Genomic DNA, 16,051 nt, shown 5'->3' with positions numbered 1-16,051 from the left:
CTCACGCTGCTCCCGTCGCACCGCAACGGCTCCGCGCGAGTATATCCGCCAGCGACGCACAGATTTCAGGCGATCCGCCGCAGCAATCTTCCATCAGATATTCCAGCAACGCCGTCATGGTCTCATATCGCGCCGAGTAGATGACCGACCGTCCGTCGCGCACGCTGTCGATCAGGCCGGCGTGACTGAGGATCGTCAGATTGGACGAAAGGGTGTTGGGCGGCACGTCCAGCCGGCGTGCAATCTCGCCGGCCGGAATACCCTCATGCCCCGCCTGCACCAGCATGCGAAACACGGATAAACGGCCTTGATGCGCGAGGGCGGAGAGGGCGGTGACGGCGGACTTCATTTCCATATTTCCTCTGTAGCGGAAATGATGCGACCGGCAACGCCCGCTTCGGGAGGCGAAGGCCTAACGGGCAACTTTGACCTTCAGATCGAAAGAGCCCGCGCGGCCTTTGGGTACGTTCAAGACACAGGCATCAGCACTGCCGTCCTTGAACGGGCAGGCCGGCACGCCGGCGATCGTGATGGAGAGCGGAGCCGACGTGGTGTTCTTGTAGTCGCAGGAGGCCCGCTGCATCTTCGAGTCGGAGTAACTATTGTGGTCTGGCCCCAGGACACGCACCAGCTGATCGCCATCGGCGACGATATGGCAGATCATTTCCCAATTGCCCGGACCGTGCGCCGAGATGCTGGGCGGGGTGCCCACGGCATCCGCAGCATTGACCGGGCTTGCCCCCAATCCGGCCGCCAGAAGCAATAGCCATTTCGTCATACAGGTTCCTCCGTTCTCCATTGATTCTATTATTCCATGATAGTGGAAATAACGAATCAAGAAAGCCGAAAGATGGTTTGGCGCGATAAATTTTGCGTTGTGCAGCGAGGACGCAGGAACAGCAGACTGCGGCGATCGGCGTTTCCGCAACCGCGCAAAAAAAAGGCGGCCTCCTTTCGGAAGCCGCCTTTCCCCTTTTAATCTGATCCGGGGATCAGAACTTTACCGCCGCTTCGAAACCGAAGGTCCGCGGCGTATTGAAGTTCGCATAGTCGCCCAACACCACCGCGTTGGCCGCCGAGCGGCGATAGATGTGCTGTTCATTGAACAGGTTACGGCTCCACGCCGACAGTGTGAACTTGGTCGTGTCGTTCAACTTGATGTCGGCCAGCGCGATGCGGCCGTTGACGATGAACGAGCTGTCGGTCTTCACGCTCTCGGACTGAAAGCTGTACTGCGCATCGGCGTAGCTCGCGTCGATGTGGAAACGCAGTGACATGTCGCCGACCGGCACTTCATAGTCGATATAGCCCGACGCGGCGTTGGGCGGCGTGTACACAGTGAACACCCGAGTCAGGACGCCGAAGGTCGGGCCGGGGTTTGGATTCGGCGTCGCCGGCACCTTGATCGACGTATAGGCATAGGATGCCCCGATCGTCAGGCTGTCGAACGGCCGCGCGGTGAAGTCGACTTCGATGCCGCGAATCTTCGAGGTACCCGGCGCATTCTGCGTATTCTCGGTGTGCAGATTGAAGGTTGGGTTCGGGATATTGGTTCCCGGCAGGAACTGGTTGGTATCGACATTGTCGAAGTCGATCTGCGTACCCGAACGATTCATGATGTAGCCGGCCAGGTTCAGGCGAACCCGACGGTCGAGCATCTCCAGCTTGGCGCCGATCTCATATGCCTTGACGGTCTCCGGCCCGAACGCCGCGAAGGTCGACGACCGATCGTTCGCGCCGCCAGCGCGGTAGCCGGTCGAGTATTTGGCGTAGAGGTTGACGCCCTTCGCGGCATCCAGCGCCAGGACGACGAGCGGATCGAACCGACCCTTGTCGTACTTGAACAGCCAGTTGGTCGGCACGCCCGACACGAGGTAAAGGACGCCGTCGCGCTTGTCCTTGGTGTAGCGACCGCCGACCGTCAGGTGCAGCATGTCGCCCGCAAAGTCCGGCGTATAGGTGAACTGGCCGAACGCCGCATAGCTGCGAGCCCTTGCGAAGCTGGCGCGCTGCAGGAAGCGCGAATTATAGTCCCAGCCCTGGTTGCTCGAGGTGATCGGACCGAACACTTGCGAGGGCAGGATGGTGTAGGCGGTACCGTCCATGTTCCAGCGGTTCGACGCCGGCGTCGCCGCCGATTCACGGGCCTGTTCGTGGAAATAATACAGGCCGGCGACGTAATCGAATTGCGGGATGCTGCCGACGGCCTGGAATTCCTGGCTGAACTGGCTCTGATAGAGATCCGACAGGCTGTAGCGGCTGAACAGACCGTTGGGCGCGAACGGTACGCGCTCCGGTCCACCCGAGTTATCCCACTGGTTGGTCGACACCTTGCGCCACGCGGTGATCGAGCGCAGCTCTAGCTCAGGCGCGACCTTATAGGCGAGCTTGATCATCGCACCGGAGGTCTTGTCGACGCTGTACTGCTGCGGCACGCCGACATCGGCGACGTCCTGGCGATCGGTGTGCACTTTCACCAGCGGCGGCAATGGCGCGATGCAGGTGGTGGGCGAGATGGTGTTCGAAATGCAGGTCGGCGACCCCGCGGGCGCGCCAGGAAGGATGATCCGGCCAGTGGTCGTATCGACCACGCCGACCGGACGGCCCTTGGGGTTATAGTTCACCAGCTGGCTGTAGAACGGCGTATTCTCGTCCTTCGCCTGGTCGTACGAGAAATCGGCGGTGAAGCCTTCGAACGGCGTCCAGCGCGCCGAGATGCGACCGCCAACGCGATTGTACGCGTTCCAGCCGATCTGGCCGGCGAGCGGATCCTTCACGGTCGGACCCTGGTGCTGGATCACACCGTCGAGCTTGACCGCGAAGTTCGCAAAGGACGGCAGGTCGAGGTGCATCTCGCCATTATAGCTGCCGTAATTGCCGAAGCCGGCGCTCATGCGCCCGCCGAACTCGCCGGTCGGTGCCTTGGTGACGATGCTGAGCGCGCCGCCTTCGGTGTTGCGGCCGAACAGCGTGCCCTGCGGGCCGCGCAGCACTTCGATCCGCTCGACGTCGAACAAGGCGGCGTTGAGGCCCTGCGAGCGACCGAGATAGACGCCGTCGATATAGACGCCGACGCCCGGCTCACGCGCGGTCTGGTTCTGGTCGAACGGCACGATACCGCGGATGCCCACCGTAAGCGCCGACTGGCGGGCTTCGAAGGTCGCGACGCGCAGCGACGGCACGGTGCCGTCGGCCAGGTCCATCAGGCTCTGGACGTGACGATCCTTGAGCGTTTCGGTGCTCAGCACCGAGATCGCGATCGGCGTCTTCTGCAGGTTGGTTTCGCGCTTGGTCGCGGTAACGACGATGTCCGGCACGCCGCTGCTGCCGGTATTCTGGTCCGATGCCGTCGCGCTCGGATCCTGCGGCGCCGGCGTTGCCGCCGGCGTCTTCGGGTCTTCGGCGGCAAAAGCCGGCGTAGCGGTAACCGCGATCAGCGCGCTGGCCAGCAGCGTGCTCCGCAAGGTCGAGATCCCCATTTTAAATAGCTCCACTGGGTAAGGCGACGGCTGTGTGCCGTCCGTCCGTTCACGACGATCGTTCAGCGAGTCGGTGATTCCCCCCGCCACATCGTCGCGTTGGCCCCTATGGGTGGATTGCGTCGGTGCAGTTGCACTTGCGTGACTCACCGATGGCGATTTGATGAAAGTCTTGTGACGGTCCTAAAATGTCACGACGCCCAACCCCAGGGGCGCTCGCGGAACCACTTGGTAATGACGTACTTGGTGCCGGCGCGGACTTTCATCCCCTGATGGATGGTGCTCGGATTGGGGCTGCCGTCGGGGCGCAGATTATTCCAGCAGAGCAATTTGCCCGTTTCGGGCTGGACGATCTTGTCGATCGTCTTGAACCGCGTCGCCCCGCCGGCGTCGGGCTCGTTCAGATAGATCATCGCGGTCCAGGTGCGGTTGCCGGCGACCGACGTGTAGGTGTGGAAGTCGACACCGCCGGGCTCGAAATAATCGGTGTGAGCCTTGAACTCCTGGCCCACCGCGTAACGCTGTCCCTGGATCGGCTCGCCATGGGCGGGGTCGAGGCCGACGAATCGAGTGATCAACTGCTCCAGTTCGGCGACGATCGGGATCGCCGCGTCGAGGTCGCAGGTTTCACTCGTCCGAAAAGCCGCGTCACCATTATAATCGGAGACCGTCGAGGGGCGCCGCTGCGTATCGATCAGCGCGATCAATGCCTGGCACAGATCGGGCGTGACGAAGCCGCGCCGCTGGAACAAAGTCAGCTTGGGGCTGGGTGTGCGCTGCACGCCAGGCTGTGCCATGATATGGGCGATCACCGGCTCGGACGGGTGACCCGAACCGAGATTAAGCGGAGAAGAAATATCGGCCGACGACATAGGGCACGGAGCCTAACCAAATCATCGTGCGTCGTCAGCCTTGACCTGCACCGGTCGGTGCCGCTAGGGGCGCGCGTTCTACGGCGATCGTAGTTCAATTGGTTAGAGCGTCGGCTTGTGATGCCGGATGTTGCGGGTTCAAGTCCCGTCGGTCGCCCCATTATTCCAGCCATTTCGCGCCCACGGCGCATTCGGGCTGGCCATCGCCGCTCTAGAAGAATATTACGCGGCACCGTAATTTTCTTTGCCACGCCGGAGCCAGCATGACTTCCGTTTGGGACCTTCCCGATTTCGACGACCATGAGGGCGTCCACCTGTTTCGCAACCCCGAAGCGGGGCTGACCGCGATCATCGCGGTGCATTCGACCCATCTCGGCCCGGCGGCGGGCGGCGTGCGCTTCTGGCATTATGCCGATTCCAATCGCGCGATCACCGACGCTCTCCGGCTGTCGCGCGGGATGAGCTATAAGAATGCCATGGCCGGGCTTCCGCTGGGCGGCGGCAAGGGCGTCGTGCTGGCGTCGAGGCCGGGCGAGGCAATCAGCCATGCCCAGCTCGAGGCGTTCGGCGCCGCGGTCGAGTCGCTGGGCGGCCGCTACGTGACGGCCGAAGATGTCGGCATGTCCGAGGCGAGCATGAAGGTGATCGCGACTCGCACCAAGCACGTGTCGGGCTTGCCGGTGGCTGCGGGCGGTGCCGGTGGCGATCCGGGGCCGTATACGGCGAGCGGCGTCTATCAGGGCGTCAAAGCCGCGGCGAAGCGCGGGTTGGGCGTCGATTCGATGGCCGGCGTGCACGTCGCGATCCAGGGCGTCGGCAGTGTCGGCGGCGGGCTGGCGCGATTGCTGGCTGCGGACGGCGCCAAGCTGACCCTGGCGGACGTCAATGGTGACAAGGCGAAGGCGCTGGCCGCCGAGCTTGGCGCCGCGACGGTGCCGACCGAAGAAATCCTGGCGCTGGAAGCTGATGTGGTCAGCCCCAACGCGCTGGGCGCGATCTTGACCGCCGAGACGATCGCCGCGCTCAACACCAAGGTGATCGCCGGCGGCGCCAATAACCAGCTGGCGACGCGGGAGGACGGCTCGCGGCTCCACGCGCGCGGCGTGCTCTACGCGCCCGATTACGTCATCAACGCCGGCGGTATCATCAATGTCGGCCTCGAATATCTCGGCCAGGGCGACCGCGCCGAGGTCGAGGCGCGGATCGCCCGCATTCCCGAGCGCCTGATCGAAGTGTGGGACGAAAGCGACCGTACCGGCCAGCCTGCCTCGGACGTGGCGGACGCGATTGCACGGCGGCTGATCGGGCGGGGGTAAGGCGCGCCGCCCGCTCTATTTGACGGGCGGGGGCAATACCTTGTTCCAGGGATCGCGCGCGCCGCGCTTTTGCCCGTAGTCGATCAGGCATCGCATATATTGTGGGTGAAACTGGACCGGCTTGCTTGCCGCATCGGCGGCCGAGGCGTCGGCGCAGGTCCGGCCGTCATAGACCCATTGATCGGGATCGCCCGTCATCACGCGTAGCTTCTCGTTCGAGATGAACGCCATGCGCAATGTGCCGTTGTCGACCGCCCATTGCTCAGCGTCGCCGACCGACAGACGATAGACCTGGTTCTCCATCATATCGACCGCGCGCAGGCCGAAGCTCGCAACCGACCATTCGCTGATCCGCTGGCCCTTATCGTCCAGCCAGGGCCCGCCATAGAGCCCGCCATTGACGATCACTGTCATGTCGGTCGAGCCGTCGGATTTGGCGACGCTGCGAAGCTGGTCGAAGAAGACTCCGAACCGCGCGCCACCGTCCATGAACATGTCGGTCTGCGGCGCCCCTGCGACGTTGAGCGACACAGGCGGGACGCCGGGCGGTACGGTCGACGAGGCAATCAGCGAATCGATATAACAGGGGATCATTCTGTCGACGGCGCCGGCATCGACGGCTTGCCGGTCGACCGCCTGCTTCGCCATTTCAGTCAGATCGACCGCATAGCCGTAACCGTCATCGAGATCGGTGATGCCGACGAACAGCGAGCGGCCCTTCCTTGCTTCGGCGGCCACCGCGACGATCGTGTCGTGGGTGATCAGCGCCTGCAACAAGGCGTGCAGCGGGCCGAAGGTCGCGATCGACCCCTTGTTCACCGCACGAAGCGGCGAGCCGACCTTCATCAGATCGCCTTCCTTCTGGACGGCATAAGCCAGCGCGAGATCCTGAAGGTTCGATTGTCCCGGTTTCCCCAGGTCAGGGTTGAGCGACATATAGGCCGGCAACGCGGTCCGGTCAGCCGGCTCCGGCTGGTTCGCCAGGAACACCAAGGTGCTTTGCAGCGAGCCGGTACTGACGCCGGTGACTACTTGATAGTCGGGAACATGGGGAAGGCCGAGGAAGAAGCCGGCGCCGAACGCGCCATGCTGACCGCCGCCGCTGAGCACGAGCACCTGACGCGGGCCGTTCCGCAGGCTCTGGGCTGTTCTCAGCCGGTTCAGCAGGACCTCGCCGAATTCGCGTGGCGCACGATTCTCGGTCAGGAACGCGCGCGGGTCCTGCGGGCTGGGCAACAAGCGATAGGCGATGACGGCGCAGCCCGGCGGCGCGATCGGACGAATCTGCCCGCATCCCGCGAGCAAGAGTACCGACATGACGAGCGCGGCCAATTTGGTCATCGAACACCCCCGACTGAGATGATGTGATCAAATGCCAGTTGAAACAATGGCCACCGGGCGACTGGGACAGACAAATCGCAACCGAACTGGATATTCCGGCGGTTCAGTCCGGGGGGATTGAATGGTCAAGGATGTTGGTCGCCGCAGCGTCGCCGGCGGAGGCGACTCCAGGGATGCCGTCATTCCAACTGACAGGTGACGCGGCGCGAATCTTGCCCTATTCGCCTCCACCATCGTGGCCAGCCTTCATGCCCTTGCGAATCCCGCGCGCTTCCTGCGCCTCGCGCGTCCGCTGACGCCGGCCTTTTTGGTGTCGGGCGTGTTGCTGACCCTGTTCGGCTGCTGGGCCGGGCTGACCCAGACGCCACCCGATTATCTGCAGGGCGACAGCGTGCGGATTCTCTACATCCATGTGCCGACCGCCTGGCTCGGTATGGGGGGATGGAGCGGGATCGCGGTCGCCAGCCTGTCCTATCTCGTCTGGCGGCATCCGCTGGCGCGCATCGCGGCGCGCGCGATCGCCTTGCCGGGTGCGGTGTTCGCCTTTCTGTGCCTTGCCACCGGATCGATCTGGGGGCGGCCGACCTGGGGCACCTGGTGGGAATGGGACGGGCGGCTGACCAGCATGTTGCTGCTGTTCTTCGTCTATCTCGCTTATATGGCGCTGGCGCGGGCCGATGCCGATCGAGGCGGCGACGGGCGGTTGCCGGCAATTTACGGGATCGCCGGGACGGTGTTGTTGCCGATCATCCGCTATTCGGTGGTGTGGTGGAATACGTTGCATCAGGGCGAGAGCATCGGGCTGACCAGCTCGACGATCGATTCCTCGATGCTCTGGCCGCTCTGGTTCACGCTGTCGGGTTTCACATTCCTGTTCGCCGGCATCGTGCTGATGCGGATGCGGGCGATGCTGGCGCGCGAACGGCGCGAGGCGCGGATGCGGAGGATGGCGGCATGAACCAATGGCTGTTCGTCGCGGCGGCCTACGGCCTCACGCTCGGCGCGACTATCGCGCTGATCGGGTGGAGCTATGTCGCGATGCGCACGGCGGAGCGCGACCACAAGTGAAGCCGAAACATCAACGATTGTGGCTCGCGGGGCTGGCGATCCTTGCGATCGCAGGGGCAAGCGCACTCGCTTTGTCGGGTTTGAAGGACCAGGCGTCGTTCTTCTACGCGCCGTCCGACGTCAAGAAACAAGGCCTGCCGCTGGGTAAGGCGGTGCGGCTCGGCGGTCTGGTCGAGGCAGGGTCGATCAAACGCGCTGCCGATGGCGTGACGCTCGACTTCGTCGTCACCGATGGCGCCGCCAGCACGCCGGTGAGCTTCAAGGGCATCGCGCCCGATCTGTTTCGCGAGAAATCCGGCGTCGTCGCCGAGGGGCAATTCCAGCCCGACGGCAGCTTCGTCGCGACCAATTTGCTCGCCAAGCATGACGAGAAATACCAACCGCCAGAAATGGCCGGCAAGCTGCACGAGACGAGGTCGCTCAAGCAATGATCGCGGAAGGGGGACTAGCCGCGTTGTGGCTGGCCGCCGTCATGGCGGTGTTGCAGCTGGTCGTCGCGTCGAGCGCGGTGATCGGCGGACGCGCGGAAATGGCGCGGGCGGTGCGTCCGGTGGCGATTGCGCAAGGGTTGCTGACCGCGCTGGCGATGCTGTGCCTGATCCTGGTGTTCGTCCAGTCCGACATGTCGGTGCTGCTGGTCGCCGAGAACAGCCATTCGCTCAAGCCGATGATGTACAAGATCGCCGGTGCATGGGGGAATCACGAAGGGTCGATGCTGCTCTGGGTGACGATCCTGGGGCTGGCTGGCGGCGCGGTCGCGATCTTCGAGCGGCGGCTCGATTCGCGGACGCTCAACGCGACGATCGGCGCACAGGCGCTGATCGCGATGGGGTTCTACGCCTTTCTGCTGTTCGCCTCGAATCCGTTCGCGCGGCTGTTTCCGTCGCCGCCCGACGGCAACGGCCTCAATCCGTTGCTCCAGGATCCCGGCTTGGCGTTCCATCCGCCGACCTTGTACGTCGGCTATGTCGGCATCTCGGTGGCGTTCTCGTTCGCGGTCGGCGCGCTGGTCACCCGCGATGTCGGGCCGGCCTTTGCCCGCGCGATGCGCCCCTGGGTGCTCGGCGCCTGGATCTTCCTGACGATCGGCATCACCGCGGGGAGCTATTGGGCCTATTATGAGCTCGGCTGGGGCGGCTGGTGGTTCTGGGATCCGGTCGAGAATGCCAGCCTGATGCCGTGGCTGGCGGCGACTGCCTTGCTCCATTCGGTATCGGTGCTGGCGACGCGCGACGGCTTGCGCGCCTGGACGATCATGCTGGCGGTGGTCGCCTTTTCGATGAGCATGATCGGGACGTTCCTGGTGCGCTCGGGCATCCTGACCAGCGTCCATGCCTTTGCCGTCGACCCGAAGCGCGGTGCTTTCCTCCTGGCGCTGCTGGCGATCTATATCGGCGGCGCGTTGGCGCTGTTCGCCGCTCGGATCGGCACCGTCCGGCAAGGCAATACCTTCGCGCTGGTCAGTCGCGAAGGCGCGTTGGTGGTCAATAACCTGCTCTTGTCGGTGATCCTGGGGATCGTGCTGATCGGCACGCTCTACCCGCTCGCCGCGGCGGGCTGGGGCGTGCAATTGTCGGTCGGCAAGCCGTTCTTCGACAAGACCGTCGGGCCGGTGGCGCTGGCGCTGGTCGTGTTCATCGCGATCGGGCCGCTGCTGCGCTGGCGGCGCGACGAGATACAGGCGCTGCTCAAGCGGATGACCTGGCCGGTCGCGGCTTCGTGCGCGGCGCTGATCGTGCTGGTACCGTTCGCCTGGGGCGTGGGATTCCTGCCGCTGGCGGCATTGGTGCTGGCCGCAGGGCTCGCGGTGGCGAGCGTCGCGCCGTTATGGGGCCGCAATTTGCGCCGCACACCGCTCTTCACCTGGGGCATGGTGGTCGCGCATCTGGGCGTCGCGGTGAGCCTGACCGGGATGGCGAGCGATAGCGCCTTCACCAAGGAGACCTTGGCGGTATTGCGCCAGGGCGAAACGCGCGCGGTCGGGCCCTATCTGGTGACGATGACCGGCATCCGTCCGGTGGTCGGACCCAATTGGTCGGCGATCGCCGCCGATCTCAGCATCCGCCGCGGAGAGGGAGGCGCACCCTTCATCCTGTCGCCGGAGTCGCGCTTCTTCGCCAGTCCAACGACAACGACCAGCGAAAGCGCGATCGCGACGCGGCTCGACGGCCAGCTCTATACCGTGCTTGGTCAGCCCGACGGCAAGGGCGGGTGGCAAGTCCGCTTGTGGTGGAAACCGTTCGTGACGTTGATCTGGCTGGGCGGCGGCCTGATCGGACTGGGCGGCGCCTTGTCATTCCTTGGCCGGATCCGCCGCCGCAAGCGTGCGGTGTACGATGAGTATGAGGAAGCGGTGGCGTGAGGCGCGTGCTGCTTTGGCTGCCGCTCGCGCTGTTCGCGGCGTTGTTCGGTCTGGTCGCGCTTGGGCTGTTCAAGCCGGCGGACCGCACCGTTCGCTCGGCGATGGTCGACAAGCCGCTGCCCGAGTTCGCGCTGCCGGCGATGCTGCCGACCAAGCCGGGAGTCGCGCGGACCAGCTTCGGCGGCGGCAAGCCGCGCCTGATCAACGTCTTCGCCAGCTGGTGCGTGCCGTGCATCGCCGAGGCGCCGGAACTGATGAAGCTGAAAGCGGCCGGCGTGCCGATCGACGGCGTGGCGATCAATGACACGCCTGAGGCGATCCAGAAATTTCTCGATCGTAACGGCGATCCCTATGAGCGGATCGGCAACGACAAGGCCAGCCAGGTGCAGATCGCCCTGGGCTCGTCGGGCGTACCGGAGACATTCCTGATCGACGGGCGCGGGCGGATCGTGCGGCAATATGTCAGCAATTTGCAGTCGGATCAGGTCGACGACATCCTGAAGACGTGGCGGGGGATGCGATGAGATTCTCCAAACGTCATGCCGGGCTTGTCCAGGCATCCACCGTGAGGAGGGCGAGGTGCGTGGAGTCGGGAGGTCCGCGCTCGCGGCAGGGTAGACCCCGGCACAGGGCCGGGATGACGATAGTCTTTGCTCTTCTAATCGCCGCCCCAGCGCTCGCCCAGAAAGCGCCGCTTGCCGACACCCAGCTCAGCGATCCCGCGCAGGAAGCGCAGGCCAAGGCGCTGATGGAGACGATCCGCTGCGTCGAATGCCAGGGCCAGGCGATCGCCGACAGCAATGCCGACATCGCCGGCAACATGCGTTCGTTGATCCGCGAGAGGATTAAAGCCGGCGAGAGTCCGGAGCAGGTGCGCGCCTGGCTGATCCAGCGTTATGGCGACTATATCAGTTACGACCCACCGCTGGGCGGCGCGACCTGGCCGCTCTGGGCGGCTCCTTTCGTGCTGCTCGTGATCGGAATCGCGATCGCGCGGTCGAGCTTCAGGAGGAAGCGCTGATGGGCTGGATCATGCTCGCGCTGATCGGGCTGACCACGGCGGCGTTGCTCGCCGTGCTGCGCCTGCCGCGGCCGCTCTGGCCGCTCGCGGGCGCCGCGTTGATGCTCGGCGCGGCCGGCTATGCCTGGCAGGGACAGCCCGACCTGGCGGCGCAGCCGGTCGCGGCCGATGCGGTCAAGCTGCCGCCGAGCGAAGCGTACAAGAAACTGCGCGACACCTTCTTTGGCCGCTTCGGCGGCGAGTCGATGTATTTCGGGATTTCGGACGTCGCGCTGGCCAATGGCGATCCCGACTTCGCTGCGCGCGCGCTGACCGGCGGGGTCGATTATGCCCCGCAGAACGCGGCGATGTGGAGCGAACTCGGCAACGTGATCGCGCTGCACGATCGTGGCGTGGTGTCGCCGGCGGCGCTGCTGGCCTATCGCCGGGCGATGATGCTGGCGCCGCAGAATCCTGGGCCGCCCTTGTTCCTCGGCCTGGCCTATATTCGCGCCGGAGAATTCGCCAAGGCGCGGCCGCTGTGGAAGCACGCGCTGGATTTGACCCCCAAGAATGCCAGCTATCGCGATGAGATCGTGCGGCGGCTGACTCTGCTCGACATGCTGCTCGCCGAGATCGCCCGCGAACAATCCGCCCAACGCTAGACTCGTTTTCAGCTTCGCTGTGACGGTGCCGGCCCGCTCCCCCACCCGGCCTCCCAATCAGGATATTCTATGGGGGGCCGGGTGGGGGAGCGGGCCGGCACCGCCACTGTTTCAGCTTTGCTGAAACAAACTCCAAGCGGTCGGGCGGATCGTCAGCGTGCTTGATCAGGCGTGCCAGGCCTGGAACGGGAGGTCGAGTGCTTCGGCGACCGCTTCGTGCGTGATCTTGCCCTTATAGACGTTGAGCCCGTTGGCGAGGTGCGGATCGGCCTTCATCGCGGCCTCCGCACCCAGATTCGCGAGCTTGAGCGCGAAGGGCAGGGTGGCGTTGTTGAGCGCGAACGCGCTGGTCCGCGCCACCGCTCCGGGCATGTTGGCGACGCAATAATGGATCACGCCGTCGACCTCGAACACCGGATCCTCGTGCGTCGTGGCATGGCTGGTCTCGAAACAGCCGCCCTGGTCGATCGCGATGTCGACCAGCACCGAGCCGCGCTTCATCGTCTTGACCATTTCGCGCGTGACCAGCTTGGGTGCTGCTGCTCCGGGCACCAGCACCGCACCGATCACCAGATGTGCGTTGCGCACCGCCTGCGCGATCGCCTGCTTCGACGCGTACTGCGTCTTGATCTGGCTCGAGAAGAACATGTCGAGTTCGGCCAGGCGGTCGTTGTTGATGTCGTAGATGGTGACGTCGGCGCGCATGCCGACCGCCATCTGCGCTGCGTTGATGCCCGACACGCCGCCGCCAAGGATCGCGACCTTGGCCGGGGCCACGCCGGGAACGCCGCCGAGCAGCACGCCGCGGCCGCCCTGTTCCTTTTCGAGATAATGCGCGCCGACCTGGACCGACATGCGGCCGGCGACTTCGGACATCGGCTTCAAGAGCGGCAGGCCGCCGCGGGCGGCGGTCACCGTCTCATAGGCGATGCAGGTCGCGCCCGACTTCATCAGCCCTTCGGCCTGCGGCTTGTCGGCGGCGAGGTGGAGATAGGTGAACAGCACGTGGCGCGGTTCGAGCATCGCCACTTCCTGCGGCTGCGGCTCCTTGACCTTCACGATCATGTCCGATTCGGCGAACACGGTCTTGGCGTCGGGCACGATCCGCGCACCGGCGTCGATATAGGCCTGGTCCTCGAAATCGATGCCCATGCCCGCCTTGGTCTCGACGATGACCTCATGGCCGGCGGCGTGGAGCTCGGCGACCGACGAAGGGGTCAGGCCGACGCGATATTCGTGATTCTTGATTTCCTTGGGGACACCGACTCGCATGCGAACTCTCCTGAAAGGGGTTGCCATGCAAATAGCGCCGGAAAGGCGAGAGAGGTTCGCAAGTTTTTTGACAGGAGAGGCCCCTGGCAGGATATGCTTGCGTGATTATATCCCTGTGAGAGAAAAATGCTCGACCATCTCGATCGCAAGATCCTCAAACAACTCGTCGTCAATTCGGACCTGACAAGTGCGGAACTCGGCGAGGCGGTAGGCCTGTCGGGAAGCGCTGCGCACCGCCGCGTCGGCAGCCTGCGTGATCGCGGGCTGATCGCGGGTTTTCGCGCGGTGCTGTCGCATGAGGCGCGGGGGCATCCGGCGGTGGTCATGGTCAACGTCACGCTCCGCGACCAGCGGCAGGAGACGATGGCGGCATTCGAGGCAGAGATTAGCGAATGTCCGGAAGTACGCGATTGTTTCCTGATGAGCGGCGAGGCCGACTACATGCTTCATGTCGAGGTGACGCGCGACGACAGTTTCGAGCGGATCCACCGCGAGACGCTGTCGCGCCTGCCGGGCGTGACGCGGCTGGCGTCGCATTTCGTCATCCGCGAGGTCATCCGTCGCCCGTGAGCGGCTTGCTGACCCATAACGAGCCGGCGCATCCAATGCGCCGTTGCGAGCGTTCCTGTGCGATGCTAGGGCGCCGCCACCGTAAACAGGGGCTTCATACGGTCATCATGACCTTTCGTGCGAACGCGCGGCGCCTGCCGTGAGCGCAGCCACTCCTTCGATCGCAGTAACCGACGGGCACGATGATGACGCGCACGCCGGCCACGCGCATGCGCATGGCAATGACGGGCTGATCAAGCTCGCCGTTGGTGCGATCGGCATCGTCTTCGGCGATATCGGCACCAGCCCGCTCTACGCCTTTCGCGAGACGTTCGCCGGGCATCACAAGCTCAGCCTCGACCATGCGCACATCATGGGCGTCACCAGCCTGATGTTCTGGTCGATGATGGTGGTGGTGACGATCAAGTATGTCGCGATCATCATGCGCGCCGACAATAAGGGGGAGGGTGGCAGCCTGGCGCTGCTCGCGCTCATCTCCAGCAAGGCGCAGACCAAAAGATGGACTGCGGGGATCGTCCTGCTCGGCGTGTTCGCGACGTCGCTCTTCTACGGCGACTCGATGATCACGCCGGCGGTGTCGGTGCTGTCTGCGGTCGAGGGCCTCGCGGTGGCGCAGCCCGGCATGGGGCATTTCGTGTTGCCGATCGCGATCGCGATCCTGATCTTCCTGTTCGCGATCCAGCAGAGCGGCACCGCCAAGGTGGGCCTGTTCTTCGGCCCGATCATGCTGTTCTATTTCCTGACGATCGCGCTGCTCGGCGCGCTCAGCATCGCCGAGACGCCCGGAGTGTTGTGGGCATTCTCGCCGACTTATGCGGTCGAATTCTTCCTGCTCGATCCCGTCCGCGCGTTCCTGGCGCTGGGATCGGTAGTGCTGGCGGTGACCGGCGCCGAGGCGCTCTACGCCGATATGGGGCATTTCGGGCGCAAGCCGATCGGCATGTCGTGGCTGTGCTTCGTGCTCCCGGCGCTGATCCTCAATTATATGGGGCAGGCGGCGCTGCTGACGCGCGACGGAGCGCCCGCGCTGGAAAGTCCATTCTACCTGCTGGCGCCGGTATGGTTGCAGCTGCCCCTCGTCATTCTGGCGACCGCGGCTGCGGTGATCGCGTCGCAGGCGGTGATCTCGGGCGCTTTTTCGGTAACGCAGCAGGCGATCCAGCTTGGCTTCGTGCCCCGCCTCAGGATCGAGCATACCAGCGCGGCGACCGCCGGGCAGATCTACATCCCGCTGATCAACTGGATGCTGATGACGATGGTCATCATCCTGGTGCTGTTCTTCCGCACCTCGTCCAATTTGACCAGCGCGTACGGCATCGCCGTTACCGGCGCGATGACGATCGATACCTGTCTGTTGGCGGTGGTGCTGTTCCGGCTGTGGCATTGGCCGAAATGGGCGGCGATCCCGCTGCTCGGGCTCTTCTTCCTGGTCGACGGCGCCTATCTGACCGCCAACCTCACCAAGATACCGGACGGCGGCTGGTTCCCGCTCCTGGTCGGCCTGATCGTCTTCACCATCCTGACGACCTGGGCCAAGGGGCGGCAGCTGATGATGGCGCGGCTGCGCGAGGCGGCGATGCCGATCAAGGTGTTCATCTCGTCGGCGGCCACCTCGGCGACGCGCGTGCCCGGCACCGCCGTGTTCATGACCTCGACGGCCGACGGCGTACCGCACGCGCTGCTCCACAACCTCAAGCACAACAAGGTGCTGCACGAGCGCATCATCCTGCTGACGGTCAAGATCGCCGATGTGCCGTTCGTGCGACAGTCCGAGCGGGTGAAGCTCGAGCATCTCGGGCATGGCTTCCACCGCCTGGTGCTGCGTTATGGCTTCATGGAGGAGCCCGACGTACCCGCGGCCTTGGCGTTGGTCACCGGGTGCGGCGACAAGTTCAAGATGATGGACACCAGCTTCTTCCTCGCGCGGCAGACACTCTTGCCGTCGAGCAAGCCGGGCATGGCGATCTGGCGCGAAAAGCTATTCGCCTGGATGCTCCGCAACGCCGAAAGCGCGATGGAATTCTTCCGCCTGCCGACCAATCGCGTGGTCGAGGTGGGGAGCCAGGTCGAGATCTGAGCGACGCGGCGACCACGCCGGCGCCCGCG

The 16,051-nt window shown here is 64.6% G+C and carries 15 protein-coding genes and 1 tRNA gene; 10 read left to right on the top strand and 6 right to left on the bottom strand.

Going from position 1 to position 16,051, the window contains the following annotated elements:
* Position 1 precedes the first annotated feature (1 nt).
* From SMA01S_RS24415 to SMA01S_RS02905, 4 genes are all read right to left on the bottom strand, one after another.
* Complete coding sequence (locus tag SMA01S_RS24415; RefSeq protein WP_369405650.1) at positions 2–349, bottom strand: ArsR/SmtB family transcription factor; 348 nt, start codon at positions 347–349, stop codon at positions 2–4.
* Positions 350–412: 63 nt separating this feature from the next.
* Complete coding sequence (locus SMA01S_RS02915; RefSeq protein ID WP_066817103.1) at positions 413–778, bottom strand: hypothetical protein; 366 nt, start codon at positions 776–778, stop codon at positions 413–415.
* A gap of 214 nt (positions 779–992) precedes the next feature.
* Positions 993–3,479 (bottom strand): TonB-dependent receptor, encoded by a 2,487-nt coding sequence (locus SMA01S_RS02910; RefSeq protein ID WP_066817101.1) that lies wholly within the window; start codon positions 3,477–3,479, stop codon positions 993–995.
* A gap of 191 nt (positions 3,480–3,670) precedes the next feature.
* Entirely contained in the window at positions 3,671–4,276 is a 606-nt protein-coding gene (locus tag SMA01S_RS02905; protein WP_066817534.1) for a prolyl hydroxylase family protein, read from the bottom strand.
* Between the two features lie 158 nt (positions 4,277–4,434).
* On the opposite strand from SMA01S_RS02905, the gene SMA01S_RS02900 reads away from it, so the two are divergent.
* Positions 4,435–4,511: transfer RNA gene (locus tag SMA01S_RS02900), tRNA-His, on the top strand.
* Between the two features lie 103 nt (positions 4,512–4,614).
* Positions 4,615–5,667, top strand: a complete 1,053-nt coding sequence (locus SMA01S_RS02895; RefSeq protein ID WP_066817098.1) for a Leu/Phe/Val dehydrogenase — start codon at positions 4,615–4,617, stop codon at positions 5,665–5,667.
* Between the two features lie 15 nt (positions 5,668–5,682).
* On the opposite strand, the gene SMA01S_RS02890 is transcribed toward SMA01S_RS02895, so the two are convergent.
* The gene (locus SMA01S_RS02890; protein WP_066817096.1) at positions 5,683–7,008 is read right to left on the bottom strand and encodes a patatin-like phospholipase family protein; all 1,326 of its coding nucleotides are present in this window, start codon (positions 7,006–7,008) and stop codon (positions 5,683–5,685) included.
* Positions 7,009–7,240: 232 nt separating this feature from the next.
* Between SMA01S_RS02890 and ccmC the strand changes: the two genes are divergently transcribed.
* From ccmC to SMA01S_RS02860, 6 genes are all read left to right on the top strand, one after another.
* Positions 7,241–7,966, top strand: a complete 726-nt coding sequence (ccmC, locus tag SMA01S_RS02885) for a heme ABC transporter permease CcmC (RefSeq protein ID WP_369405654.1) — start codon at positions 7,241–7,243, stop codon at positions 7,964–7,966.
* 106 nt (positions 7,967–8,072) lie between these two features.
* Positions 8,073–8,507 (top strand): cytochrome c maturation protein CcmE, encoded by a 435-nt coding sequence (gene ccmE / locus SMA01S_RS02880; protein WP_066817093.1) that lies wholly within the window; start codon positions 8,073–8,075, stop codon positions 8,505–8,507.
* Positions 8,504–10,438 carry a heme lyase CcmF/NrfE family subunit gene (locus tag SMA01S_RS02875; protein WP_066817091.1) on the top strand — a complete coding sequence of 645 codons (1,935 nt, stop codon included), beginning with the start codon at positions 8,504–8,506 and terminating at the stop codon, positions 10,436–10,438. The genes ccmE and SMA01S_RS02875 overlap by 4 nt, the downstream gene beginning before the upstream one ends.
* On the top strand, positions 10,435–10,962 hold the full coding sequence (locus SMA01S_RS02870; RefSeq protein WP_066817089.1) for a redoxin family protein: 528 nt from the start codon (positions 10,435–10,437) through the stop codon (positions 10,960–10,962). Before SMA01S_RS02875 ends, SMA01S_RS02870 begins: the two co-directional genes overlap by 4 nt.
* A 113-nt stretch (positions 10,963–11,075) precedes the next feature.
* Positions 11,076–11,459 carry a cytochrome c-type biogenesis protein gene (locus tag SMA01S_RS02865; protein ID WP_066817087.1) on the top strand — a complete coding sequence of 128 codons (384 nt, stop codon included), beginning with the start codon at positions 11,076–11,078 and terminating at the stop codon, positions 11,457–11,459.
* Positions 11,459–12,103, top strand: a complete 645-nt coding sequence (locus SMA01S_RS02860) for a tetratricopeptide repeat protein (RefSeq protein WP_066817085.1) — start codon at positions 11,459–11,461, stop codon at positions 12,101–12,103. The genes SMA01S_RS02865 and SMA01S_RS02860 overlap by 1 nt, the downstream gene beginning before the upstream one ends.
* A 165-nt stretch (positions 12,104–12,268) precedes the next feature.
* Here SMA01S_RS02860 and ald read toward each other — a convergent pair whose 3' ends face one another.
* Entirely contained in the window at positions 12,269–13,375 is a 1,107-nt protein-coding gene (gene ald / locus SMA01S_RS02855; protein ID WP_066817082.1) for an alanine dehydrogenase, read from the bottom strand.
* A gap of 126 nt (positions 13,376–13,501) precedes the next feature.
* On the opposite strand from ald, the gene SMA01S_RS02850 reads away from it, so the two are divergent.
* On the top strand, positions 13,502–13,945 hold the full coding sequence (locus SMA01S_RS02850) for an Lrp/AsnC family transcriptional regulator (protein WP_066803461.1): 444 nt from the start codon (positions 13,502–13,504) through the stop codon (positions 13,943–13,945).
* Positions 13,946–14,084: 139 nt separating this feature from the next.
* Positions 14,085–16,022, top strand: a complete 1,938-nt coding sequence (locus tag SMA01S_RS02845; protein WP_084250013.1) for a potassium transporter Kup — start codon at positions 14,085–14,087, stop codon at positions 16,020–16,022.
* Positions 16,023–16,051: the final 29 nt, after the last annotated feature.

The sequence above is a fragment of the Sphingomonas mali NBRC 15500 genome, from assembly GCF_001598415.1.
Classification (GTDB): Bacteria; Pseudomonadota; Alphaproteobacteria; order Sphingomonadales; family Sphingomonadaceae; genus Sphingomonas; species Sphingomonas mali.
Note: the sequence above shows the minus strand (reverse complement) of the source record. Positions and strands in the feature narration are given on the sequence as shown.

What these genes read in the sequence shown, in the direction of transcription:
- SMA01S_RS24415 (WP_369405650.1), bottom strand. Translation starts at nt 349, where the DNA reads ATGAAGTCCGCCGTCACCGCCCTCTCCGCCCTCGCGCATCAAGGCCGT.
- SMA01S_RS02915 (WP_066817103.1), bottom strand. Translation starts at nt 778, where the DNA reads ATGACGAAATGGCTATTGCTTCTGGCGGCCGGATTGGGGGCAAGCCCG.
- SMA01S_RS02910 (WP_066817101.1), bottom strand. Translation starts at nt 3,479, where the DNA reads ATGGGGATCTCGACCTTGCGGAGCACGCTGCTGGCCAGCGCGCTGATC.
- SMA01S_RS02905 (WP_066817534.1), bottom strand. Translation starts at nt 4,276, where the DNA reads ATGGCACAGCCTGGCGTGCAGCGCACACCCAGCCCCAAGCTGACTTTG.
- SMA01S_RS02895 (WP_066817098.1), top strand. Translation starts at nt 4,615, where the DNA reads ATGACTTCCGTTTGGGACCTTCCCGATTTCGACGACCATGAGGGCGTC.
- SMA01S_RS02890 (WP_066817096.1), bottom strand. Translation starts at nt 7,008, where the DNA reads ATGACCAAATTGGCCGCGCTCGTCATGTCGGTACTCTTGCTCGCGGGA.
- SMA01S_RS02875 (WP_066817091.1), top strand. Translation starts at nt 8,504, where the DNA reads ATGATCGCGGAAGGGGGACTAGCCGCGTTGTGGCTGGCCGCCGTCATG.
- SMA01S_RS02865 (WP_066817087.1), top strand. Translation starts at nt 11,076, where the DNA reads ATGACGATAGTCTTTGCTCTTCTAATCGCCGCCCCAGCGCTCGCCCAG.
- SMA01S_RS02860 (WP_066817085.1), top strand. Translation starts at nt 11,459, where the DNA reads ATGGGCTGGATCATGCTCGCGCTGATCGGGCTGACCACGGCGGCGTTG.
- ald (WP_066817082.1), bottom strand. Translation starts at nt 13,375, where the DNA reads ATGCGAGTCGGTGTCCCCAAGGAAATCAAGAATCACGAATATCGCGTC.
- SMA01S_RS02850 (WP_066803461.1), top strand. Translation starts at nt 13,502, where the DNA reads ATGCTCGACCATCTCGATCGCAAGATCCTCAAACAACTCGTCGTCAAT.